Source organism: Pseudomonas putida, from assembly GCF_002741075.1.
Taxonomy (GTDB): Bacteria; Pseudomonadota; Gammaproteobacteria; order Pseudomonadales; family Pseudomonadaceae; genus Aquipseudomonas; species Aquipseudomonas putida_T.
In genome coordinates this window covers 970,263-993,493 of sequence record NZ_CP016634.1, presented here as the reverse complement: position 1 = coordinate 993,493, position 23,231 = coordinate 970,263, and the positions used below count along the sequence as shown (strand labels likewise).

24 protein-coding genes are annotated in these 23,231 nt (G+C 61.9%); 11 read left to right on the top strand and 13 right to left on the bottom strand.

The annotated features are described in order from the left end of the window. The first annotated feature begins 183 nt into the window (after positions 1–183). The 4 genes from IEC33019_RS04950 to IEC33019_RS04930 all read left to right on the top strand — a co-directional run bounded on the left by IEC33019_RS04950 (position 184) and on the right by IEC33019_RS04930 (position 3,971). Entirely contained in the window at positions 184–1,251 is a 1,068-nt protein-coding gene (locus IEC33019_RS04950) for a phosphotransferase family protein (RefSeq protein ID WP_099593121.1), read from the top strand. A 19-nt stretch (positions 1,252–1,270) separates the two neighbouring features. Beyond that, a complete protein-coding gene (locus IEC33019_RS04945; protein ID WP_070092620.1) occupies positions 1,271–2,038 on the top strand; it encodes an SDR family oxidoreductase in 768 nt (255 codons plus the stop codon). A gap of 145 nt (positions 2,039–2,183) precedes the next feature. Next, positions 2,184–3,257, top strand: coding sequence for a helix-turn-helix domain-containing protein (locus IEC33019_RS04935; protein WP_070092621.1), 1,074 nt, complete (start codon positions 2,184–2,186; stop codon positions 3,255–3,257). 15 nt (positions 3,258–3,272) lie between these two features. Further along, complete coding sequence (locus tag IEC33019_RS04930; protein WP_099593119.1) at positions 3,273–3,971, top strand: YoaK family protein; 699 nt, start codon at positions 3,273–3,275, stop codon at positions 3,969–3,971. 1 nt (position 3,972) lies between these two features. Here the strand turns inward: IEC33019_RS04930 and IEC33019_RS04925 are convergent, their stop codons facing one another. Further along, a complete protein-coding gene (locus IEC33019_RS04925) occupies positions 3,973–4,323 on the bottom strand; it encodes a hypothetical protein (protein ID WP_070092623.1) in 351 nt (116 codons plus the stop codon). 213 nt (positions 4,324–4,536) lie between these two features. On the opposite strand from IEC33019_RS04925, the gene IEC33019_RS04920 reads away from it, so the two are divergent. From IEC33019_RS04920 to IEC33019_RS04905, 4 genes are all read left to right on the top strand, one after another. Then, complete coding sequence (locus tag IEC33019_RS04920) at positions 4,537–4,746, top strand: hypothetical protein (RefSeq protein ID WP_070092624.1); 210 nt, start codon at positions 4,537–4,539, stop codon at positions 4,744–4,746. 78 nt (positions 4,747–4,824) lie between these two features. Next, positions 4,825–5,217, top strand: a complete 393-nt coding sequence (locus tag IEC33019_RS04915; protein WP_070092625.1) for a glycine zipper domain-containing protein — start codon at positions 4,825–4,827, stop codon at positions 5,215–5,217. Positions 5,218–5,361: 144 nt separating this feature from the next. Continuing rightward, entirely contained in the window at positions 5,362–7,191 is a 1,830-nt protein-coding gene (locus IEC33019_RS04910) for an SLC13 family permease (RefSeq protein WP_070092626.1), read from the top strand. A gap of 161 nt (positions 7,192–7,352) precedes the next feature. After that, positions 7,353–8,762 carry a GGDEF domain-containing protein gene (locus tag IEC33019_RS04905; protein ID WP_070092627.1) on the top strand — a complete coding sequence of 470 codons (1,410 nt, stop codon included), beginning with the start codon at positions 7,353–7,355 and terminating at the stop codon, positions 8,760–8,762. A 1-nt stretch (position 8,763) separates the two neighbouring features. Here IEC33019_RS04905 and IEC33019_RS04900 read toward each other — a convergent pair whose 3' ends face one another. Further along, positions 8,764–9,525, bottom strand: a complete 762-nt coding sequence (locus IEC33019_RS04900; protein WP_070092628.1) for a sulfite exporter TauE/SafE family protein — start codon at positions 9,523–9,525, stop codon at positions 8,764–8,766. Positions 9,526–9,626: 101 nt separating this feature from the next. Between IEC33019_RS04900 and IEC33019_RS04895 the strand changes: the two genes are divergently transcribed. After that, positions 9,627–10,532: a LysR family transcriptional regulator gene (locus IEC33019_RS04895; protein WP_070092629.1), complete on the top strand. Its 906-nt coding sequence runs from the start codon at positions 9,627–9,629 to the stop codon at positions 10,530–10,532. 567 nt (positions 10,533–11,099) lie between these two features. Here IEC33019_RS04895 and IEC33019_RS04890 read toward each other — a convergent pair. Further along, positions 11,100–11,591: a GNAT family N-acetyltransferase gene (locus tag IEC33019_RS04890; protein WP_070092630.1), complete on the bottom strand. Its 492-nt coding sequence runs from the start codon at positions 11,589–11,591 to the stop codon at positions 11,100–11,102. Between the two features lie 476 nt (positions 11,592–12,067). Here IEC33019_RS04890 and IEC33019_RS27485 point away from each other — a divergent pair, with 476 nt between their 5' ends. Continuing rightward, positions 12,068–12,244: a hypothetical protein gene (locus IEC33019_RS27485; protein WP_170831779.1), complete on the top strand. Its 177-nt coding sequence runs from the start codon at positions 12,068–12,070 to the stop codon at positions 12,242–12,244. Between the two features lie 45 nt (positions 12,245–12,289). Here IEC33019_RS27485 and IEC33019_RS04880 read toward each other — a convergent pair whose 3' ends face one another. From IEC33019_RS04880 to IEC33019_RS04860, 5 genes are all read right to left on the bottom strand, one after another. After that, complete coding sequence (locus IEC33019_RS04880) at positions 12,290–13,042, bottom strand: hypothetical protein (RefSeq protein ID WP_099593113.1); 753 nt, start codon at positions 13,040–13,042, stop codon at positions 12,290–12,292. A 94-nt stretch (positions 13,043–13,136) separates the two neighbouring features. Beyond that, positions 13,137–14,642 carry a DUF5666 domain-containing protein gene (locus IEC33019_RS04875; RefSeq protein WP_070092632.1) on the bottom strand — a complete coding sequence of 502 codons (1,506 nt, stop codon included), beginning with the start codon at positions 14,640–14,642 and terminating at the stop codon, positions 13,137–13,139. Further along, positions 14,639–15,493: a DUF6502 family protein gene (locus IEC33019_RS04870; protein WP_099593111.1), complete on the bottom strand. Its 855-nt coding sequence runs from the start codon at positions 15,491–15,493 to the stop codon at positions 14,639–14,641. The genes IEC33019_RS04875 and IEC33019_RS04870 overlap by 4 nt, the downstream gene beginning before the upstream one ends. Before the next feature lie 151 nt (positions 15,494–15,644). Further along, entirely contained in the window at positions 15,645–16,172 is a 528-nt protein-coding gene (locus IEC33019_RS27605; protein ID WP_081337455.1) for a hypothetical protein, read from the bottom strand. Positions 16,173–16,508: 336 nt separating this feature from the next. Beyond that, a complete protein-coding gene (locus IEC33019_RS04860; protein WP_070092635.1) occupies positions 16,509–17,282 on the bottom strand; it encodes an ABC transporter ATP-binding protein in 774 nt (257 codons plus the stop codon). Positions 17,283–17,553: 271 nt separating this feature from the next. On the opposite strand from IEC33019_RS04860, the gene IEC33019_RS04855 reads away from it, so the two are divergent. Further along, positions 17,554–17,868 (top strand): phage holin, lambda family, encoded by a 315-nt coding sequence (locus IEC33019_RS04855; RefSeq protein WP_070092636.1) that lies wholly within the window; start codon positions 17,554–17,556, stop codon positions 17,866–17,868. A 63-nt stretch (positions 17,869–17,931) separates the two neighbouring features. Here the strand turns inward: IEC33019_RS04855 and IEC33019_RS04850 are convergent, their stop codons facing one another. The 5 genes from IEC33019_RS04850 to IEC33019_RS28135 all read right to left on the bottom strand — a co-directional run bounded on the left by IEC33019_RS04850 (position 17,932) and on the right by IEC33019_RS28135 (position 23,152). Continuing rightward, the gene (locus tag IEC33019_RS04850) at positions 17,932–18,315 is read right to left on the bottom strand and encodes a hypothetical protein (protein ID WP_070092637.1); all 384 of its coding nucleotides are present in this window, start codon (positions 18,313–18,315) and stop codon (positions 17,932–17,934) included. Between the two features lie 280 nt (positions 18,316–18,595). Next, entirely contained in the window at positions 18,596–20,098 is a 1,503-nt protein-coding gene (locus tag IEC33019_RS04845) for an efflux transporter outer membrane subunit (RefSeq protein ID WP_070092716.1), read from the bottom strand. A gap of 15 nt (positions 20,099–20,113) precedes the next feature. After that, positions 20,114–21,226 carry an ABC transporter permease gene (locus IEC33019_RS04840; RefSeq protein WP_070092638.1) on the bottom strand — a complete coding sequence of 371 codons (1,113 nt, stop codon included), beginning with the start codon at positions 21,224–21,226 and terminating at the stop codon, positions 20,114–20,116. Positions 21,227–21,230: 4 nt separating this feature from the next. Beyond that, positions 21,231–22,355, bottom strand: coding sequence for an ABC transporter permease (locus tag IEC33019_RS04835; RefSeq protein ID WP_070092639.1), 1,125 nt, complete (start codon positions 22,353–22,355; stop codon positions 21,231–21,233). Further along, positions 22,355–23,152 carry an ABC transporter ATP-binding protein gene (locus IEC33019_RS28135; protein ID WP_416310211.1) on the bottom strand — a complete coding sequence of 266 codons (798 nt, stop codon included), beginning with the start codon at positions 23,150–23,152 and terminating at the stop codon, positions 22,355–22,357. Before IEC33019_RS28135 ends, IEC33019_RS04835 begins: the two co-directional genes overlap by 1 nt. Positions 23,153–23,231 lie beyond the last annotated feature (79 nt).

Sequence of the window (23,231 nt, the reverse complement as noted above, 5' to 3'; positions counted from 1 at the left end):
TGCCGATGAAAAACCGAAGCCAACGGGCTTCGGTTTTTTTTTGCCAGCGCTCACGCAAGGCTCCATCAAGCTGAGTGATCCACCGGCAACACCCTTGCCTATAAGCCCTGAGCGCGCTTGTGCCAATGACCTAGCGAAATTAGATTAGCCAATAGTGATTGCGCTGGAAAATAAGGAAAACGCATGACGCTCACCGATCAGTCCACCCAGGTACGCCCCGGCGAAGAACTCGACCCGGCCGTCATCGATCCCTACCTCAAGGCCCATATTCCAGGCTTGCAGGGGACGCCCTCAATCAGCCAGTTCCCTGGCGGCGCATCGAACCTCACCTATCTGGTCGCCTACCCGGACCGAGAACTTGTCCTGCGTCGTCCGCCGTTCGGCCACAAGGCCAAGTCCGCCCACGACATGGGTCGGGAGTTTCGCATCCTCAATCAACTCAACAGCGGCTTCCCGTACTGCCCCAAGGCCTATGCACACTGCACCGACGAGTCGCTGATCGGTGGCGAGTTCTATGTAATGGAGCGGGTCAAGGGCATCATCCTGCGTTCGGACATCCCACCTTCGCTAGGTCTGGATGCCAGCCGCACCGAGGCGCTGTGCAAGAGTTTCATCGATCGCCTGGTGGAACTGCACCAAGTCGACTATACCGCCTGCGGCCTGGGCAACCTGGGCAAGCCAGAAGGCTACGTGCAACGTCAAATCGAAGGCTGGACCAGCCGCTACGAAAAAGCCCTGACCCCGGATGCACCGCTCTGGAAACAAGTGATCGCCTGGCTGCACGACAAGATGCCCGCCGACCACCCGCGCCCTGGCATCGTGCACAACGACTACCGCTTCGACAACGTCATCCTCGATGCCGAGAACCCCATGCGCATCATCGGTGTGCTCGACTGGGAGATGACCACGTTGGGCGATCCCTTGATGGACCTGGGCAACAGCCTGGCCTACTGGATCGAAGCCAACGATCCACCGCCCGTGCAACTGATGCGTCGCCAGCCGAGCAATGCCCCGGGCATGCTGACTCGCCGCCAGTTCGTCGACTACTACGCCGAGCGCGCCGGCATCCGCCTGGACAACTTCGATTACTACTATTGCTATGGCCTGTTCCGCCTGGCCGGCATCGTCCAGCAGATCTACTACCGCTTCCACCATGGCCAGACCCAGGACAAACGCTTTGCCCAGTTCATCCACATGAACCGGCTGCTGGAGCACATGGCCCTGCAAGTGATCGACAAGTCCTCACTCTGACAACAAGGAAAACCCGGCAATGTCCAAGACCACGTTGTTCGACCTCGACGGCAAGATCGCCTTCGTTTCCGGCGCCAGCCGCGGCATCGGCGAGGCCATCGCCCATCTGCTGGCCCAGCAAGGTGCCCATGTGATCGTCTCGAGCCGCAAGCTCGAGGGCTGCCAACAGGTCGCCGACGCCATCACCACCGCAGGCGGCAAGGCCACCGCCATGGCCTGCCACATCGGTGAAATGGAGCAGATCCAGCAGGTGTTCGCCAGCATCCGTGAACAGTTCGGACGCCTCGACATCCTGGTCAACAATGCGGCCACCAACCCACAGTTCTGCAACGTCCTGGACACCGACCTAGGCGCTTTCCAGAAAACAGTGGATGTGAACATCCGCGGCTACTTCTTCATGTCGGTGGAAGCCGGCAAGCTGATGCGCGAACACGGTGGCGGCAGCATCATCAACGTCGCCTCGATCAATGGCGTGTCGCCCGGGTTGTTCCAAGGCATCTACTCGGTGACCAAGGCTGCCGTGATCAACATGACCAAAGTCTTTGCCAAGGAGTGCGCGCAGTTCGGCATCCGTTGCAACGCATTGCTGCCAGGCCTGACCGATACCAAGTTCGCCTCGGCATTGGTCAAGAACGATGCCATTCGCAACGCCGCCCTGCAGCAGATACCCCTCAAGCGCGTGGCCGATCCCAGCGAGATGGCCGGAGCAGTGCTGTACCTGGCCAGCGACGCTTCCAGCTACACCACCGGTACCGCGCTCAACGTCGACGGCGGTTTTCTTTCCTGATCAGGATTTGAGCACCTGCAGGGTATAGCTCGGCGGTAGGCGCCACGGCGCTTGGCGCAGGCGCCATTCGCCATCGATACCGCGTCAACCTCAAGTTGACAGCTCAGGTATACTCGCAGCTCGCGTCTCTGCCAGGACCCTGAACATGACGGAAAACAGCTTCGCCTTTCGCCTCAAGGAACTGCTCGAACACCACAAACTGACGTTACAGGCGGTAGGCACTGCGCTGGGCATTTCGCGAACGGCCGTGCACAAATGGACCCGTGGCGGCGAGATCGACTACGACAACCTGCGCAAGCTGGCGAATTTTCTGAAGGTCAACTGGATCTGGCTGCGCTATGGCGAAGAGGCCCTGCAAAGCGTGCAGCACGCCGAGGTGGTGGAACTGCCGATGACCGACCTGCGCCGGCGTTACACCGCCGAGATCATGGAGAGCGAGACGCGCATGAAGCTGGCCCAGGAAGGCGCGCGGATCGTCACCTGGGAGTGGAACCTGGTCAGTGACGAGGTGACCTACTCACCCAACGTCGAGACCGTGTACGGCTGGCCGGTGCGACGCAATCAGGATTTCTGGGACCATGTGACTCCCGAAGACGCCCAGCAGATGCATGCCATGTACACCCGCGCGGTAGCCACCGGCACCCCGTGCGAGTGCGATTTTCGCATCACCCGCCCGGATGGCAGCCAGCGTTGGATCGCATCCCGCGCCACCGTGCTGCAGGACAGCGCCGGGCGCTCGGTGAAGATGGTCGGCATCAGCATGGACGACACCGAGCGTAAGGTCGCCGAAGCGGAGCTGCGCCAGAGCGAGGAGCGTTTTCGCACTATCTTCGAGCTGGCGTGGGGCGCCCTGGCCTACATCGACCCTGATGGCAGCTGGCAGCGGGTCAACGGCACCTTCTGCGAACTGCTCGGCTACACCGAGCAGGAGCTGTACGGCATGACCTTCCAGCAGCTCACCCACCCCGAAGACCTGCCGGACAACCTGGTACTGCTCGACCGCATGCTGGCAGGTGAAATCGACCGCTACGAAGTGGAAAAGCGCGTGCGTCACAAGGACGGCCACTACCTCTGGGTACGCGCCCGCACTTCACTGCAGCGACACCCCGACGGCCAACCCGAACACCTGATCAGCGTGTTCGAGGACATCACGGCCGAACGCGACGAGCATGAGCGCCTGCAAGCCCATATCGCTGGGCTGCAGGCCCGTCTGAACTGAACTGGGGAGACGACGATGCTGCCAGGAAGCCAGTCGGCCAAGGGGCGGTGCCATCGACATGTGCAGCGCCGTGGCACAGTTGGCCTTTATTTCGTCGCCGGCCTGTCTGTGCTGGCCGGCATGACCGATGCCATCGGCTTCATGGCCACGGGCGACTTCGTGTCGTTCATGAGTGGCAACACCACACGCCTGGCGGTATCGCTGGGCAGCGCCGAGCTGGGCCCTGTGCTGCGCCTGGTCTTGGTGATCGGTGCTTTCATTCTGGGCAATGCCCTGGGTGTGGTCGTTGCGGCAAAAACAGGGCGCCGCCCCTGGCCGTTGCTAGGCCTGATCGCCACCTTGCTGGCCCTGGCTGGCCTGCTGCCCGAGATCCTGCAACTGTCCGCCTTGCTGGCGGCGGTCATGGCCATGGGCATGATCAATGCCGTGGTGGAGGAAGTGAACGGCCTGCCCATCGGCCTGACCTATGTCACCGGGGCCTTGTCGCGCTTCGGCCGTGGCCTGGGGCGCGCCCTGCTCGGCCAGCGCAAGCTGGGCTGGCGGGTGCAGTTGATCCCCTGGTTCGGCATGTTTCTGGGGGCCATTGCCGGCGTATTGCTGGAGCAGCAATTCGACCGCTCGGCCCTGCTCGCCAGCGCCTTGCTGGCCGCCTTGCTGGGCCTGGCCTCGCTGAAGATTCCCAGGCGCTGGCAGCTTCGCTACATGCCCCGCTGAATCACAGGCAGGTCGCTGCCGCAGCACGGCGACGCAGAGCCATGGTGTCGTTCTTCTGCGCGTAGTAGTCCACGTGCGTACCGCCGGCCTGCGGATAGATGTCGGCGAACGACTCGGCCTCGCGGGTATAGACGGTGAAACCACCTTGCTTGCGTGGTTCCAGATAGCCGCTGGCATCGACCCCGAATGCCGCCTCTTCCTGCCAACTGAACTGAATGCACTGGGCGACGATGTCCGGGGTCTTGTGCGAGTCGAGCTGCGCGGTCGGCGCATTGCTACGTGCAGCATCCATGGTCGCTGAGGCGCAACCGACCAACACCAGAGCGGCGACCATCGGCACAAGTGCTCGCATTTTTCCATCCTCGAGGCAAAAAAGAACGCGACTCTAGCACTGCGGCCACGGCAAATGAATTGTCCGACGCATGCAAGAGACGGATCGAGAAACGCCCGACGTGCCGCTCATCGCTGGAGCGGCAGATTTTTGCCTGCCCAAGAAACCAAATCGAGCGTTTCAGGTCACAGGAGGTACCCCGTAAATCTTTGCGGATCAAGGACCTATATCGTGATGAAGCGCATTGCGAGTTTTGCGTTGATTGCCACCGTGCTTGCCCTCGGTGGCTGCTACCACCACTACCACGACGATGACGGTGGCTGGCGCGACCGTGACCGGGACCATCGCTATTACCGCGACCGTGGCGATCGCGATGACGACGGCTATCGCTATCGAGAGCGCCACCAACGCGATCGCTACTACCGTGATCGCGACGACGACTGACACAGCAAGTCTTTTTAACCCTGACCCGCCGCCCGTGCCGCGGCACCTTACCCTGATGATTCGTTTGAGGTTCAAATCATGCGTCTGACTCTGCCTTCCCTTGCCCTCGGCCTGCTGTTCTGCCAGGGCGCATTTGCCGGCGATGGCACCGCAGCCATCGGCGGCGGCCTGGGTGGCGCCCTTGGTAACATCGTTGGCCAACAGATCGGCGGCGGCACCGGTGCAGCCATCGGCGCAGGCCTGGGCGGCGCGGCCGGCAGTGCGGTGGGCGCACGCAAGGGCAATCGTACCGAAGCCGCCATCGGGGGCGGTCTGGGTTCGGCCGGCGGTTCGATCCTGGGCCGCGCGGTAGGCGGCTCTACCGGATCGACCATTGGCGCAGGCCTGGGCGGTGCCGCAGGTGGCGCGCTGGGCAACCACATGGGCGACAACAATGGCGGCCACAGGCACCACCGTCGTCACCGCCACTGATTCGGGCCGCTGCATCCAGGGGCTGCCTGCAGCCCCTTCCGTTCATCAAAACATTGCAACATATCAACACCGCCTTCACTGCACGGTGCCACACTCGGCGCTACTCTCTACCGTGCCCCTCGAGTGAAGGAACACCCCCTCCCCATGAACCATGAGCTGCTCTGGGTCCTCGGCCTGCTGGCCATCGTCGTCACACTTTTCGTCATCAATCGCCCGCGTATGGATGTGGTCGCCCTGCTGGTGATCCTGGCCTTGCCGCTTTCGGGCATTCTCACCATCGAACAGGCCCTGGCCGGTTTCAGCGACCCCAACGTGGTGCTGATCGCAGCACTGTTCGTGATTGGCGAAGGGCTCGTACGCACCGGTATTGCCTACCGCATCGGCGAATGGATGAGCGAACGGGCCGGCAACAGCGAAGCGCGTCTGCTGGTGTTGCTGATGATTTCAGTGGCCGGTCTGGGCTCGGTCATGAGCTCGACGGGCGTGGTGGCGATTTTCATCCCGGTGGTGCTGAGCATCGCTGCACGCCTTCGCTTACCCCCAAGTCGGCTGATGATGCCGCTGAGCTTCGCCGGCCTGATCAGCGGCATGCTCAGCCTGGTGGCAACGCCGCCGAACGTGGTCGTGCACAGCGAACTGGTGCGTCATGGCGGGGCGGGCTTCAGCTTCTTCAGCTTCACCCCGTTCGGCCTGGTGGTACTGGTGCTTGGCATCGGCTACATGTTGTTTGCCCGCCAGTGGCTCAATGGCGAAGTGCGCAAGGATGGCCGCGTGGAAACCCGCCGCACCCTCCTTGACCTGGTGCTGGACTACAAGCTCAACGGGCGCGAACGTCGCCTGCGCATTCGCCCTCACTCGCCCCTGATCGGGCACACCTTGGGCGAGCTGGAACTGCGTACCCGCCATGGCGCCAACGTGATCGGCATCGAGCGCCAGCACAAGTTCACCACTCGGGTCATGGTCGCCGATTCGAGCACCGTACTGCATCAGGGCGATGTGCTACTGCTCGATCTGTTCGCCAACCACGACGACCTGCGCAGCCTGTGCCAGACCATGCAACTGGAACCGTTGCACTTCAAAGCTGCCTACTTCATCGACCAGTCCCAGGACCTGGGCATGGCGGAAGTCTCCCTGCCGCCGGGGTCGCAGCTACTCGGCAAGAGCATCCTGGGGCTGGCGTTCCGCAGCCGCTTTGGCTTGAACGTCGTCGGCCTGCGCCGAGAACAGACCGCCATCGACGAACAATTGGTAGAAGAAAAACTCCGTCTGGGTGACACCCTGTTGGTGGTCGGCCCCTGGAAAGCCATACGCCAACTGCAAAGCCAGCCGAAGGACTTTCTGGTCCTGAGCCTGCCCGCGGAAATCGACCAAGTGGCACCCGCCCGGACCCGAGCTCCCTTCGCATTGATCAGCCTAGTGGTGATGGTCGGCCTGATGGTCAGCGGTGTGGTGCCCAACGTCGTCGCCGCGTTGATCGGTTGCGTGCTGATGGGCGCCGGGCGCTGCATCGACATGGACAGCGCCTACCGCGCCATCCACTGGCAAAGCCTGGTGCTGATCGTGGGCATGCTGCCCTTTGCCCTGGCCCTACAGAAAACCGGAGGCATCGACCTGGCGGTGAGCGGCCTGGTCAGCCTGCTCGGCGGTGCGGGGCCTTATGCGATCCTCGGCTGCCTATTCGCCGTCACCGCGCTGATCGGGCTGTTCATTTCCAACACCGCCACGGCGGTTTTAATGGCGCCGGTGGCGATCAGCACAGCGCAGCAACTGGGTATGTCACCCTACCCGTTCGCCATGACGGTGGCCCTGGCCGCCTCGGCAGCCTTCATGACGCCGGTGTCCTCGCCAGTCAACACCTTGGTCCTCGGCCCTGGCCAGTATCGCTTCGCGGACTTCGTCAAAGTCGGGGTGCCCTTCACGGTGGTGGTGATGCTGGTGACGGTGTTCCTGGTGCCGTGGTTCTTCGGCCTGTAGCTACCGTCAATAAATCGACGAAAATGGCCGCTATCAGATTGAAGGCGGCCAAGACACCAGCTAATTGACATCCCCTTGTTCAGGAAACACACTGACGCCTCTTTGTCCCAGGTGCTTACAGGCGTTTTCCTGGATTCCGTCTCCGCTAGCCGGTCGAGCCCATGGTGTTTCCAGCCCAGTCGCGCCTGCTTCCTCTTATTGCATTGTTCGGCCTGTCCCTCGCCCTGACCCTGGGCGGTATTCTCGCCAGGCCGATCGAATCCCTGTCGCTGTTCTGGCCAGTCAATGCGGTGCTCGCAGGCGTGCTGCTGCGCTATCCACGCCAGGCCACCTTCGCAGGGTTCGGCCTGGTCTGGCTGGCCATGGTCACCGCCGATCTTGCCACCGGTAGCGCCTGGAAGCCTGCGCTGTGGTTCAACCTGTGCAACCTGGGCGTGATCATCACCCTCTGGCGGGTGTTGTCGCATTTGCCACGGGTGCACCGTCGCATGCGCACGCCCCAAGGGGTATTGCGCGTGTTCGGCGCCAGCGCCGCCGGGGCCGTCGTTGCGGCAAGCATGGCGTGTGTGGTGGCCGCGCCCTGGTTCCAGGAGTCGCTCAAGGCCACCTGGCTGGCCTGGTTCAGTGAACAGTTCTCGACCAACGTGCTGGTGTTGCCGATGCTGCTCACTGCACCGAACCTGCGCTCGTTGATTCGAGGCGGCGGTCAGGCGATTCGCCTGATGCCGCTGCTGGTCCTGCTCGGGTCCTTGGCCCTGAGCATCGCCTTCGGCGGGCCAGGCGCCATCGCCTTCCCCATTGCTGCCCTACTGTGGTGCGCCTGGACGTATTCATCGTTCATGGTGTCACTGCTGACCTTTACCATCGGCACCACATTGATCGTCGCCGTGGCGCTGAGCCTCATGCATTTCAGTCTTCCGCAAAGCATGCCAGGAGTGAACACCCTGATGTCGGCGCGCCTGGGTATTGCCATGTTGGTGCTCGGCCCGCTGGTCGTGGCCTGCGTGAGCAATGCCAACCGCAGCCTCCTGGCACGTCTGGCGCACCAGGCCACCATCGATCATCTCACTGGCGCCCTGACTCGCAGCGCCTTCACCCGCCGCGCCAATGCCCTGCTCGAGAGTCGTCAGCAGCATGCCCAAGCCATGCCCCTGACCTTGATGATGCTGGACATCGATCATTTCAAGAACATCAACGACCAATACGGCCACGCCGTGGGCGATCACGTGCTGCGTCAGTTCTCCCATACTGTCCAGGATCAGTTGCACGAAGGCGAACTGTTCGCCCGCCTCGGAGGAGAAGAGTTCGTGATCATCGTTGCAGGGCTTGCGCCGGAGCAGGCCACGTTCACTGCCGAGCGTCTGCGTCGCGCCGTGCAGGACCTTCGTGTGGTGCTACCCGAGCGGCGCTTGCAGATCACCGTCAGCATTGGCCTGGCCGGTTGCCGCGCGCAACAGTTAGCGCCGAGCCTCGACAGCTTGCTGGTCCAGGCAGACCAGGCGCTCTACCGCGCCAAGGCCGCAGGTCGCAACCGCGTCGAGCAGGCCGAAGCGCAGCGCCAGGTCGTCTGAGTCAACCGGCCAGCAAGTCCCACGACAGCTTGGCGATCAGCACGCACAACAGCACCAGGAACAACCCGCGAACGAACCCTGCCCCTTTGCGCACCGCGAGCCAGGTGCCCGTCAGCGCCCCCAGGATATTGAAGGCAGCCATCGGCAAGGCGATGGCCCACAGCACATTGCCCGATGGGATGAAGAACACCAGGGCGGCCAGGTTGGTGGCGATGTTCACAAGCTTGGCCGATGCCGAGGCATGGAGAAAATCCAGAGCGAAGAAGCGAATGAACAGGAAGATCAGGAAGCTTCCGGTACCCGGACCGAACAGGCCATCGTAAAAGCCGATCGCGCCGCCGATCAGCACCGCCAGACACTGCTCCCTGCGCCCGATCCGGGCGGGTTTGTGCAAGGTCCCGAAGTCCTTCTTGCAGAAGGTGTAGATGGCCATCAGCACGATCAGCACCAACACCGCCGGGCGCATCACACTGGGCGGCACCAGCGAAACCGTGGCGGCACCGGCGAACGACATGACGAAGGCGCTGGCCGCCGCCGGCACGATCAGCCCCCAATCCAGATGTACCTTGCGCAGGAACGAACGCGCAGCGAACGAGGTGCCGCAGACCGAGGCCAGCTTGTTGCTGCCCAGCAGCGCGGCCGGTTGCGCGTTCGGCAATACGTTGAACAGCGCTGGAATCTGGATCAACCCGCCACCTCCGACAGCGGCATCGATCAGGCCGGCGGCGAAGGCAAACAATGAAAGCAGCGCTATGTCCATCATGGGGCGAGTTCCAGAACGAAAAGCAGAGCGTCCAAGGCTAATCAAACGACGGCGCTTATGTTGAAATGCGACGTTGCGAAAACTGCAATCAGGAGCCCTCCATGGCATTGGACATGTTGCGCGAAATCCAGGCCTTCGTCAGCGTCGCCCACAAGCGCAGCTTCGTGGCCGCCGCCCGCGCCCTGGGCCGCTCGCCCAGTGCAGTGACACGCGCCGTGCAGGCGCTGGAAGACAACGCCGGGGCCAAGCTGCTCAACCGAAGCGCCAGTACCGTGACTCTCACCGAGGCCGGTGAACGCCTGCTGCCCCATGCCGAGCGCTTGCTGGATGTGCAACGGGATGCCGTCGACGAACTGGCGGCGCTCAGCGGATCCTCCCAAGGCTGGATTCGCTTCGCCGCACCGGAACTGCTCGGCCAGCAGCTGCTGCCCGCAGTACTCGCCGCGTTCTCTGAGCAGTACCCTCAAGTCACTCTGGATGTGCAGTTCAGCGACCAGGCACTCGACCCGCTGGAAGGCAAGTTCGACTTCGTCATCCGAGGGGCCTTCCCCCAATCCAGTGAACTGATCGGCTATCCCCTGTGGCCCTATCGCCGCTACCTGTACGCCAGCCCAGGCTACCTGGCCCGCCAGGGCACACCCGAACACCCCGAGGCATTGGAAGGTCACGCGCTGATCCTGCATACCGCGCCGCGCGTGCTCAAGGCCTGGCATTTTTATCGCGACGGTCAGATCACCAGCTTGCGTCCACATCCGCGCCTGCGTCTGAGCGCTGGAGGCGCGATTCTGCAAAGTGCCTTGGCAGGCGCAGGGATTGCCCGCCTGGCCGACTGGGTGGCAGAGCCCTTGGTGGAGAGTGGGCGTCTGGTGCGGGTATGCACGAGCTATCGCCTGACCTCGAGCACCGGCCAGGACCCACAGATGCATGCGGTGTATCCCGCTGGCGAACTGCCCGTGCGGGTGCGCGAGTTGCTGCAGAGGGTGCGCCACGCCTGCCCACAGCGCTAGGCTCTGCCTGAATGTATCCCTGCCCTGTCTGGCGCTCGCGCCCGCGCCCGCGCAGACACCCCTGCTCAAATTCTGTTCAATTTAACAGAGCCCGCCACCGGCTTGGGTTACAGCATTTTATCCACAGACCTACCCACGTTTTTTGTGGACAGATTTCCCAGCACAAAGAACGACTTATCTCACGCACGACAACGCTGCACGGCCAGGCCCTGCAGCGTCGGTAAGCGGGACATGCCCAAGAATGGCCAGGCCCGCCAAATGAAATCGGCAGGCCCACGAAGATCATCAGCTTGGCGGAATGGTGCCCAACAAGCCGACCAGGATTGTCAGCAACAGGAATCCACCCAGGAACAGTGCGAGCTTGCCCATCGAAACCTCTACAGATAATGACGAAACGGCGAGACTGGCCGGTGCTGATGCAGTGCAGCGCAGCTTGCCCAGCACACGCCGGTTCGCAAAGCTGGGCTTGATGGGTATTGTCTGTTCCAAGCTGATACGGTTACAGATTCAGGTTCGTGTAAAAAAAGCATATCAGACGAGATCTGAACGCACTGCCGCACCGAACGATCACAACGTCATGACCATTTCATGCCAGGCCATGCCACCGTGGTCGGAAGCCGAAGGCTGCACATAGCGATACCCCATTTTTTCGTACAGCCCCACATGCCGATCCTTGCACATCAGGTGAATGGTAGCCTTGCCGCGCTGACGCATCTGCTCGACAAAGTGACTCATCAGCAAGCCTGCCAAACCCCGCCCCTGAAATGCCGGGTCAACCACGACCGACATGATCACCACATTGGGTGCCTGGGCGTCATGGCCGACCAGCTCTTTGAAGGCCTCGTCCGACATCACCACCTCAAAGGCACAGCCACTGTTGATGAACCCGATCACCACCCCATCGAGTTCAAGCACCAGGAATCCTTCCGGGTACTGAGCGATGCGCGTGGCGATCTTCTCCCGGGTGGCGGCCTCGTCGCCTTCATAGGCGCTGATCTCGATCTGGTAGCAACGGTCCGCATCCTGAGGGATGGCCTGGCGCAAAAGCGGGGTACTCATGGGCAAAATCCGAAAAACGAAAACGGAGGGACATGCTAGCGCAAGTCAGTGCCAACCGCGCCCTGCACCTTATACCGAACGGGTGATGCCACCGTCCGACCTCGCCAGCGCCCCGAGCGGGGATCGGCGGCGGCGCTGATGGCGCAGTTGGCTGGAGCGACAAGCCATGGGCGAAGTCCGAACCCGGCATCATTTGCAACATAACTTTTCTGCCGACCGACACTGGCCATGCATCGCCTCAGCGGCGCACTGAGCGGGCTGCAGTCCGTGCAACCCTCATGAACATTGAGTGCAGGGCTACAGGCGGTACACCATCTGTAACACTCCTCCAGCCTTTCATGTAGGAGTACTCCGACTGACACGTAGTCTTGAGACTACGAGCCCGGCCGCTGCTGTATGAAACATCAGTTTCACGTGCTTGAACGAGCTGATACGGTCGCGGCCTCCCACTACAGCATGGAATGCACGAGCACGACATGGACCCCTATCGAACCTCCGCCCTGGCCCTGCAGAAGACCCTGCTCAATTTGCGCCAACAGCGCGACCTGCTCAAATCCCAAGGTCGCGACCAGGAAGCCGACAAGCTCGCCAGAACCATCGCTGGCATAGAGGCGACACTGCGCGATGTGCCGGATACCCCTACCCTGCAGTGATGCGTGAGGTGAAAGCAGCCCCGAGGCAGTGGCACCCGCCTCGAATCAAAACGAATGGTTGAGCAGCAGCCCGCCACCAGAGTCGGGGCTCGCATCGGAAAAGCCCTTCAACGCATACAGCTGGACCTTCCAGTCCTCGCTGAGTTTTTGGGTCAGAAACAGGGTGAATTCCTGAATTTCATCGCCGTCGGATGTCACTTTCTGCCGCCAGTCGTATACCGCCCCTACCGAAGTGGCAGGCGCGAGCCGGCTGACTAGGCCGATGGACGTGAAGATCGGATCACGAAAATCCGTATCGGCCGGATCGCCGAACTTCTTCCAACCCAGCGTGGCGAATCCACTCACCACGCCGAATGCCTGCACCACGTCGATCTGGGCGGAGTAATCGGTCTTGCCGGTACCCAGGCAATGGTCTTCATCGGCGGTGGGCAGCTTTACCTTGCCCACCAGGTCCACGAGCAGGTTGCCGCCGTCGCTGCCATCGAGCAGCGCGTAATCGGCACTGGCCACCGTATCACCAAGCCCGCTCTCGACGCGGCCGCAGTTGTCACCCACCAACGGTTCACCACCCGGCCCAACCGCAGGATTGGTGATACGTAGATAGGGAATGGTCAATTTGTAGATCATCGGGCCAGTTTCATACTTGCCAATGACCGGGACGTACCAAGTCTCGCTGGTGACCGCCGTGCCGTAGTCTCCCCGTGAGTAATCCACCCCCGTGGACAATGTCACTTCATCCGCCAGCGCAGGCCAGGCCAAGGTCATCAGACAGGGGAACAGCGCACGCATCGAAATCATGCCTACCTCGTCGCGATCGGGACATTCACATCAGGTGCGGTACACCCCCGGACTGGATGCCTTGAAGCATAGTCGGGCGCTGGCAGACCGACGCCTAATGAGAGTCCGAATGCTCCGAGCGCTCAGGCTTCTCGGGCCGTTCCACTTTCTCGGGTCGCTCGACCTTTTCAGGGCGCTCCACCTTCTCAGGGCGCTCGACTTTTTCCGGCCGCTCCACCTTCTCAGGACGCTCGACTTTCTCTGGTCGTTCGATCTTCTCGATCCGCTCGACTCGCTCCACGCGCACGCCATTTTCGAACAACTCGATGCGCTCGCGGGTTTCCACGCGATCGCCGGATTCGCGCGTCTCGATGCGCTCTCGACGCTCCACAGCCCCCGAGTCGGAGACCTCTGCACGCTCTACCTTTTCCCGGGCTTCGCCGCTTTGAATGCGCTCACGAGTCTGGGTTTGCTCATGGCTGGAGCCACTCCCACCTCGCTTCCCGGATTCGCCCCCTTCAGATGTTCCCGACTCGACCTCCCGGGATTCATCAGACTCGTCATCCTGAGATTGTGCAGGCCGCATGCCATGGGAGTGGCTATCGCCGTGATGCTCATGCACCACTTCGATCCGCTGCGCGTGAATGGTGCGCCCAGCGTCGAACACACCGCTGACGCGGATGCGCTGGCCGATGGCAAGCGTCGAGGCCTGTCCTTGGGTGGCGCGGTCGACAAAGGCTGTGAAACCGCCGACCTCGATGCGATTACCCTGCTGTCCACGCACCAGGCCTTCAACCAAGGCATTGCGCACCCGCCCAGCGAAGGGGAAGCCCGGATCCCGGCTGGCTTGCGCCACGTTCAGTCGCTGGCCATTCCAGGCGCCGCGCACCAGCACCTCACCTGTGGCCGGTAACGCCTTGCTCAAGGCCAGGCCCTGCAGATTGCCGGCCTTGCCGATATCGCCGATAGCACTGGCCTGGGCCAGCCCCGGGGCTCGATCCACACGGCTGGCCACTACCTCACCCTGTGCATTGCGCAGACCGCTGACACGCACCGGCTCGCCGATATGCAAGCCCGGCGCCACCCGGGCGCCTGCCGCCACACGCACCGGTTGGCCCATGACGCGCATCGGCGTGTCGCCAGAGGCGAGCCCAGTCACAGGCCCTTCATAGGCATGGAGAATGGCGATGCTGCGCGCCTCCAGTCCCCGACGGGACGGCTGGGCCTCAACGGCCACCACTTGGCCGATCGCCAATCGCTGGCTGCTGGCAGGCACGCCGTTCTCGCTGAGCGCCACCTTGGTATCGAAATGGACCTCCACACCGTTGACGCAGATCGAACCGAATCCTGTGATGGTGCCGACAATGCCGGTCCCACCCACGCCACCTTCATCCTGCGGTGCACCGGTACCACCGATGCCTCCACCGCCCGGACGCGCACCGGTCCCGCCGACGCCATTGCCTGGCGCACCCGTCCCACCGACACCGCCCGGCGCCATCATGCCTGTACCACCGGTACCACCCGGTTCGAGGCAGGCAGGCGCCGCACTCAGCGACGACGACAGGACAAGCGCACAGCACAAGGCTGCGAGCGAACTCAGCACGCGCGACGTCATGCTCATGGTTCACTGGCCTTGGTCGCGGACGCGGCCTCTGCCGGATTGGGTTCAGAGTAGAAATAGAGACCCACCGTCATGCGCTGACCAGCGTCCGCAGACGGTGGATCGCGCTCCTCGAGTTCGGCGGCCAGTTGGTTGATGGCAAGCAGTACTTGCATGCCATCAGTCCGCACGGCGTCTCTGAGTTGCTGCACGCCTGCCAGGGACAAGCGGTCGTAATGCACGCTGCGCTCGAAGAACGGCTCCCCGGCATCGGTCAGGTTATGTACCGCGGCACAAGCATGGTCATGCAAGTTATGCCGGAAATAGGAGATCTTTTCCTCGAAACCGCGCTGAGGGATGAATGCCCGGGTCTGCAAATGGACCTGATCCTCTTCATCGACACTCACGACCCCCAGGCGAAGCCACTCATCCAGCACGACCCGGGCGCGAATATCCGTGCTCAGCGCCGCAACCAATGCATCGAACGAACGCTCGCCGCCCACGCTGGCCAGCCGTGGCAATGCCCGGGGTTGGCCGGGTTGTTCGCAAAATGGTGCGTGATTCAGCCAGATGCTCACCAGGTGCGCACCAAAGGAGACGGCCTCCGGAAGGCTGGCATCGTCCTCCAGCACCTGGGCCCGCAAACGCCGGACATCTTTGCGGTGGACACCTGTCAGCAAGCTGATGCGGCTGTCGCTGGGCGATTTTCCGTCAAGACGGAACTCGCGCTCGGCGACCTCCACGAAGACCTCTTTGAGCAGGTTGACGAAGCTGTTGAAGGTCACCCCCTTTCTTAGCATCAATCTCACCAATGGCCGCATGACAGCGTGCAATGCCGGCAAGAGGGAGGGAGGTAAAGTGGGCAGTGACATTGCAGAGCTTCCTTAACCAAGGGGCGAGCGCTCGGTGCTCACGGGCGGCACATTCCAGCACCTTGCCCAGCACACCACAGCCGATCAGTTTACCCGCCTCTGCGACGCGAAACCCGGATCGCTCCGGGTTTCGGCTTCCGAGGTTCAGCGGTCAGGCACCGCCACGATCATCGCCGACATCATGATCAGGGCCGTCATCTGCACCACGGTCTGCACCGTGATCGTCGCCAACGTCATGATTGGCGCCATCATCGGCACCATGACCGAGACCATGGGCGCCACCATCATCGCTGCCACGCCCTGAGTTGCCATGGCCGCTGTTACCGCTGTGGCCACCCTCACCTCCGTGACCTGAGCCACCGCTGCCGCCGTGACCGCCACCGCCACTCCCGCCATGGCCACCGCCGCTGCCACCGCCATGACCACCTCCACCGCCACCGTGGCCGCCTCCGCCACCACCATGACCGCCGCCGCCGTGGCCACCACCGCCACCACCATGACCACCGCCTCCGCCGCCGTGACCACCACCACCGCCTCCACCATGGCCGCCACCTCCACCGCCGCCGCCATCCTTGGCGTATGCGCTGGAGAAGTCACTGATCGAGTCGGGCACCAACACCAGCGATGCCGAAAGAACGCCACCGATGGCCAGTGCCAACAAGCATTTTTTGAGCAGCATGACGAATCTCCGCTTCAGGATTGCATTTTCATACTCGAATCGAACGCAACAACCAATGAATCCAGCCGCCCTATGGGCAACCAGCCAACCAGCGGCCGCTCCATGGTGATGAAAGTGCAAGCGACTTGGGCACGTTCCTTTTCTCAGCCAGTCAGCGTCTTTTTGTTTCGTGGGAATATTTCCCACGCCATGAGATTAGTCCTCTGCACAGGGGAGTCAATGACCGGCTATCCGGTTATCGAGTACAGGGAAAACGGGGGCAGCGAAGCCCCGCCCCTCTAGCGAATGCCAGAGGGCGGCTTCTATAGGGCGCGAGGCAGGATAGGTCAGCGTGATTCAGGCATGCCAGCAGCGGTACCAGCCATCCTGTTCACTGATGCGCAGTTGCGTCTGGTAGAGCGCGGACAAGCGTTCGCTGGTCAGCACTTCGACCTTGGGGCCATCGGCGATGATGCGCCCCTTCTCGAGCAACACCACACGCTCGATCTCCGGAATGATCTCGTCGATATGGTGGGTGGTGATGATCATCGCGTGGTCTTCACCACAGAAACGCCGCAACAGCTTGAGCATGCCCAGGCTGGCCCCCATGTCCAGGCCATTGGCCGGCTCGTCTAAAATCAGCGCCCGCGGCCGATGAACCAATGCCCGCGCCAGCAGAAGCCTGCGTCGCTGCCCGGTGGACAGGCGCTGGAACATGGTTTGCTCGTACCCGGCCATCTCGACCACTGCCAGCAACTGACGCGCCTGCTCGCGCTGCTCATCGCTCGGCTGCAAATGGCCATGGGCGCCGATGGCTCCGAAGAAGCCGGAAACCACCACATCCAGGGCCTGGGTATAGGGGGTGTAATCATCCTGCAGGTCCTGGGAGATGAACCCGATGCGGCTGCGCAAGGCCCATAGGTTGACCGTCTCGCTCCCGAACAAACGCAAATGGCTGCCTTCACGCTCTACCGGATAGAGCTCACGGGTGATCAATTTGAGCAGTGTGCTCTTGCCGGCACCGTTAGGGCCCAGGATGGCGACTTTCTCGCCTTCGCCGATGTGCAGGGAAAACCCATCGAGCACGCGGGTCTGCTGCTGGAAGGCGGTCACATTGTGAATATCGATCATGGCTGGCTCATCTGAGGGCAAACGAATGCAGAGTGTGCCGCCGATGGGGGCAAACGAAAAGACGTGCAGCGCGCCATGAAGCCCCCGTCCTAGAACATCTGCGGATTGCCGGTTTCCATCTTGCTGCAGACCATGCCTTCATCAACGCGATATCTCGCCGTTACCAAGGATGCTTCCATGCCCCGCCGTGCCAATCCCCTTATAACCAACATTGCCGCTCTTGGTCCCCTTGATCGCTCACAACCGCATTGCCAAGAGGGAGCGCGCCGTCATGTTTGACCGACCTGAGGCCTGGGCCTGGCTCGAACGCTGGCTTCAAGACAATTGGCCAGGCCTGTACGCTGGCGTACTGGCCGTGATCATCGCAGCGTTACGAGTGGTCTATGGAGGCGGCTCACTGCGACGGGTGCTGATCGAAGCCCCTTTGTGCGGCGCTCTCGCCCTCGCTGCAAGCCACGGGCTATCGCTGATTGGCGTAACGAGCGATACCGCGCCCTTTTTCGGCGGCGTGATCGGACTGCTCGGGGTCGAAGGCATACGTGCCATATTCATCAAATTCTTCATTCAGAAAAAGCAACTGCCCTGACGTTGCGCAGGACGATACAAAAAGCCCAGCACAGGCTGGGCTTGATGAGGAGAAGGAAAATACTCAAAGGCTGGCTCTTGAACACATCAGCGCCGCATCAAGTAACCGACCCTGGTCGTACCAGGCATCTCGCTGATATGCCAAATACTGATGTTGCTGCCCTGAATCTTTAACTTCGACTAGACCTGTTGCCAGGTTCGGGTCGGTGCTGTCGACATAGAGCGCAAGCGCGCCTTGATTCTCTTGCGTATAGGTCTTCGCGCTCCTCGGGAGCTCACTCTTCACACAACTTAGGTAAGCCGATGGATTTTTCCCCGTGTAGCCCGAGGAATTGTCATGCCCCATGCGGATATCAGGATCGTGTGCACAGCCAGCAAGAAAGAAACCCGCAAGAATCGACAGCATCACGCCATGCGCCAGCATTCTGGGCGTTATGGAACTGTTCATGTGAAATCTCCGGCCACCCCACTGAAATGGATAGGTTCGGACCCACACTGCCCCTTTTTTTGAAATAAATGTCACACTTCGGCTTTCGAGCCTACACCTTCCTTTGGTATTTGACCCCTAAAAAAAGTTATATATTTCAGTTCGCTATAGCGAACGATATCACTTAGCCATTTGGCGAATTGGCATTTACTTTTTGCGCTCGACTTTATGGGGTGTAAATGAGCATTCCGAGGCTGTTTTCAACGCAGCATCACCGAGTATCAAGGCTTTTCGTAAGGGCCTAGAGTTGCCCCACCGGAACGTTGCCAATGGCCTTGTTGACCATTACGTACCGCGCGTAAACACTCCCCTCGCTGCTGGCCAGATCCCGGCGTGCCTGCAAGTAGCCACGCTGGCTATCCAGCACGGCAAGAAAGTCTGTGGTCCCGCCCTCGTAACGCGCCTGGGCCAAGGTATAGGCTTGCTCGGTGCTACGGGCCCTGGCAGTGAGCGCTTCATTGCGTTGGCGCTCTGCCGTGTAGGCACTCAGCGCATCGTCGATTTCCTGCCAGGCTCTGAGTACGGTTTGCTGATAGTTCACCGCCGCCTCTTGCTGCTCAACCCCCCGTAATTGCACCACGCTTTTGCGCCGCCCGCGATCGAACAGCGGCAAGTTGAGGCTGGGGCCAACGGACCAGGTGCGGCTACCCCAATCGGAAAACTCACCACTGAGATAGGATTCATAACCGAATCGAGCGCCCAAACTGATGCTGGGGTACATCTCAGCTTCGGCGATGCCGATATTGGCGGTTGCGCGATGCAGGCGCGCCTCGGCTGCGCGGATATCAGGGCGGCGCAGCGCGACTTCGGAAGGTAGCCCCAACTGCAGGTCAGGCAGCACTGCGGTTATCGTCTGCTTCGGGCTGGCGAGCAAGGGCTGCAAGCTGCCTGGCTGTTGGCCCAGCAGCAGCGTGAGCTGGTTGCTGCTCGCGCCTGCCTGGGCCAACAGCGGCGGGAGCTGTGCCTTGAGTGCATCGAGCTCGGCACGCTGACGCTCTAGGTCGAAATGGTCAACCATCCCACCCTCGACCCTTGCCTCGAGCAAACCCAGGCGGTCCTCCAGCGCCGTGATGTCTTCGCGGGTGAGTGCTATCTGCCGTTGCGCAGTGCGCAACTCGAAGTAGTTACGGGCGATGTCGCAGGTCAAGCTCAGGCGCGCCAAATCGAGTAGCGCTTGCTGGTTATCGATGTCGGCATCGGCCGCTTCGATGGAGCGGCCGATACGGCCCCACAAGTCCAGCTCCCAGGAAACATCGATGCCGGCTTGGTACAGGTCGAAAGGCGCGCTCAACTCCTTGACCAATGGATCCGGGTTATCGGCAAGGGAGGCGATCAGGCGAGTGCCCGAACCAGACTCGCTCTGACGCTGGCGGGTGACACCTCCACTCGCGTTGACCTGCGGGCCACGCTGGGCGGCCACGGTGCTACGTAGCGCGCGAGCCTGGGCATAGTGCAACGCGGCAGTGCGCAAATCCGGGCTGGTATCGAAGGCCATGCGCTGCAACTGGTCGAGCACCGGGTCTCCGAGCGCCAGCCACCATTGTGCCGGGAGCGTCCCACCGCCGCCGCCAGGTACTTGCAGCTGTGCATCTGCACCGCGCCAGCTGGCCCAGTCCGCTGGCGCGGCCGGCTCGGGCTTTTCGAAGTCCGGGCCGACCGCGCAACCGGCCACGGCCAAGCTGATCAGGCAGACCTTGAACGACACGAGCAGTGCGTGAGGACTCACTTTGTGAAATGGGAACATGACCAGCACCTACGCTCAGGAAAGTCGATTGCGAAACAACCAGGCCGCTAGCGGCAAGGTCACGGCAGCCACCAGCAGCATGGGCACGAAGTCGAAGGCCACCTGCTCGAACCCAGCGCCCTCCAGATACACCCGCCGCACCAGGTCAGTGGCGAATCGCAGTGGGTTCACATAGGTGCCGATCCGAAGCGCCTCGGGCATGTTGTCGACGGCGGTCAGCAGACCGGAAAGCAGCATCATCGGCATGATCAACAAGAAGGTGTAGAGCATCGCCTGCTGCATGTTCAGCGACATCGCCGAGATCGACAGGCCGATGCCCACCGCTGCCCCGGTGAACACGAAAAGCCCCAGGTACAGCAATGCCGGCGAACCTGTCATGGGAATCTGGAACCAGAAACGGATCACCAACAGGATGATGGTGGACTGCGCCAACCCGACCAGAATGGCAGGTATCGCCTTGCCCACCAGGATTTGCATCGGCGTCAGCGGTGTCACCAGCAGTTGATCGAAGGTGCCCTGCTCCCGTTCCCGCGCGACCGACAAGGCGGCCAACAGCAATGTCTGCAGCATACTGAGCGAGGCGATCAGCGCTGGCATCAAGTTCCAGCGCGACTCCAGGTTAGGGTTGTACCATGCACGGCGTTCGATACTCACCAACGGCGCACCGCCCCTAGACTGGTTGTAAGCGCCGACGATGGCGCCGATCTGCCCGGCGGCAGCACCGGCGGTCGAGGAGTTGCGGCCGTCGAGAATCACCTGCAAAGGGGCCGCCTGCCCAGCCGTCAGGCGCGACTCGAAATCAGCAGGAAAACTCAACACCAGCAGAACCCCATCATCATCGATGGCACCGGCAATTTGCTCGGTGGAATGCAACACCTGCTCGCGCTTGAACACACCCGTGCCGTCGATGCGAGCCAACAATTCGGTGGCACCGGCGCCTTTGCTTTGATCGAGCACGGCATAGGGCGCGTAGGTCAGGTCGTAGGTGGCGCCATAGCCAAACAGCAATGCCTGGATCAACGCGGGGGCGATCAGGATGATGCGGCTGGAGGGTTCCTTGAACAAGGCGAGCAACTCCTTGCGGATCAGAAAGCCAATCGCCAGGAGCGTGTTCCGGAGTTCGTGCATGGCGTCAGTCCAGAGTCTTCTTTAGCGTACGGTTTACTGCGACGATGAGCACGACGATGTAAAGACAGAGAATCGAACAGTCGCGCAGAGCCATCTGCCAGTTATCGCCGGCCATGAACAGCGTCTTGATCAGGCCCATGAAATGGGTCGCGGGTAACAGCTGGCTGATTACCTGGATGACGACCGGGACGTTGCGCAGATCGAAGACGAAGCCCGACAGCATCATCGCCGGCATGAAACTGACCAGCAGCGCCATCTGGCTGGCCTCGAACTGGTTACGGGTCTTGCCGGAGATGAACAGGCCTAGCAGCAAGGAAACGGTCAAGTACAGCATCGAGGCCAACATGATCACCCACAGTGAACCGCGCATCGGCACTTCGAAGAGGAACTTGGCAGCCAGCAGGCAGAACACCAGATCGATCGCCCCCACCACCATGTAGGGCGCAAGCTTCGCCAGGACCAGTTCCAGCGGCCTGACCGGCGTGACGAACAGCGCCTCCAGGGTGCCACGCTCCCACTCCCGGGCGATCAACAGCGACGTCAGAAAAGCACCGATCAAGGTCATTACCAAGGCGATCAGCCCTGGGACCAGATACCAGGTACTGGTCGACGCTTCGTTGAACCACATGCGCTGTGCGACCTGCACGCTACCACCCGCGGCCTTGTTGCCCTGACGGTCGAGCTGATGCTGCGTCCAAGTACCGATCGCGCCGGTGACATAGCTTTCGACCACGTTGGCGGTATTGGAGTCGACGCCATTGAGCAACAACTGCACCCGCCCTTCCCCTGCCGCCAGTTGCCGCGAAAAATCCTGCGGCACGCGGACGATGGCATTGACCTCGCCTTGGCGCATGCGCCGTTCAGCATCGGGCATGTGGGTGACCCACTGCGGCGCCAGGTAGCGCGAATCCTGCATACCGGCGAGCAGCTCGCGCGCTTGCGGTGAAGAATCTTCCAGTACCACGGCGACCGGCGCATGCTCCACGTCGAACGACAAGCCATAACCGAACAGCAGGATCAACACCACCGGCAGCAAAAGCCCCACCGCCAGGTTGCTGCGATCGCGCAGCATCTGCCGGGTCTCCTTGCGCACCAAGGCCACCAGACGACGAGAGAAACCTGTCCCCATCACGATACGGCCCCTGTGCCCGAGCGGGCGGCCCGGCCATGCTCGACGATGGCGATGAACGCCGCGTTCATATCCCCGGCATGATCGGCGCCAGCCTGTTCACGCACCTGCAGCGGCGTACCCAGCGCTAACATTTGGCCAGCGTCCTGGATGGCGATGCGATCACAGTATTCGGCTTCCTCCATGAAATGCGTGGTGACGATAATGGTCACACCGCCTTGTGCCAACGCCGTGATGGTGCGCCAGAACGCGCGGCGGGCCAGCGGGTCGATACCGCTGGTGGGCTCATCAAGGAAGAGAATTTCCGGCTGGTGCAACAAGCTGGCAGCCATGGCCAAGCGCTGTTTGTAACCGGCAGGCAGCTCACCACTGCGCGCAGCGGGCTGCAGCTCGAACTGTGCGAGCACCGTCTCCACCCGCTGCCGCAGCGCCGCCCCGCGCAAACCATAGGCGCCACCGAAGAACTCGAGGTTTTCCCGCACGCTCAGATTGCCGTACAAGGCGAATTTCTGCGACACGTAGCCAATGCGCGCACGGGCCTGGGCACGGGCATGGCGCAGGTTCAAGCCGGCGACCTGCAGTTGGCCGCTGGTGGCTGGAAGCAACCCGCAGAGCATGCGAAAGGTAGTGGTCTTGCCCGCACCATTGGGCCCCAGCAGGCCGAAGATCTCGCCCCTGGCAACCTCGAACGAGGTGCTGGCGACCGCCGTGAAATCACCAAACTTTCTGACCAGGTCATGCACCACGATGGCAGGCTCCCGGCCATTGTCGGTGGCCACGGGTGCTGCAGCCTCCATGGTTGCCGCCGACGCGGGACTGTCCTGCGCCTGATGCTTGCGCAGCAGCATCATGAACGCGTCTTCCAGCTCTTCAGGC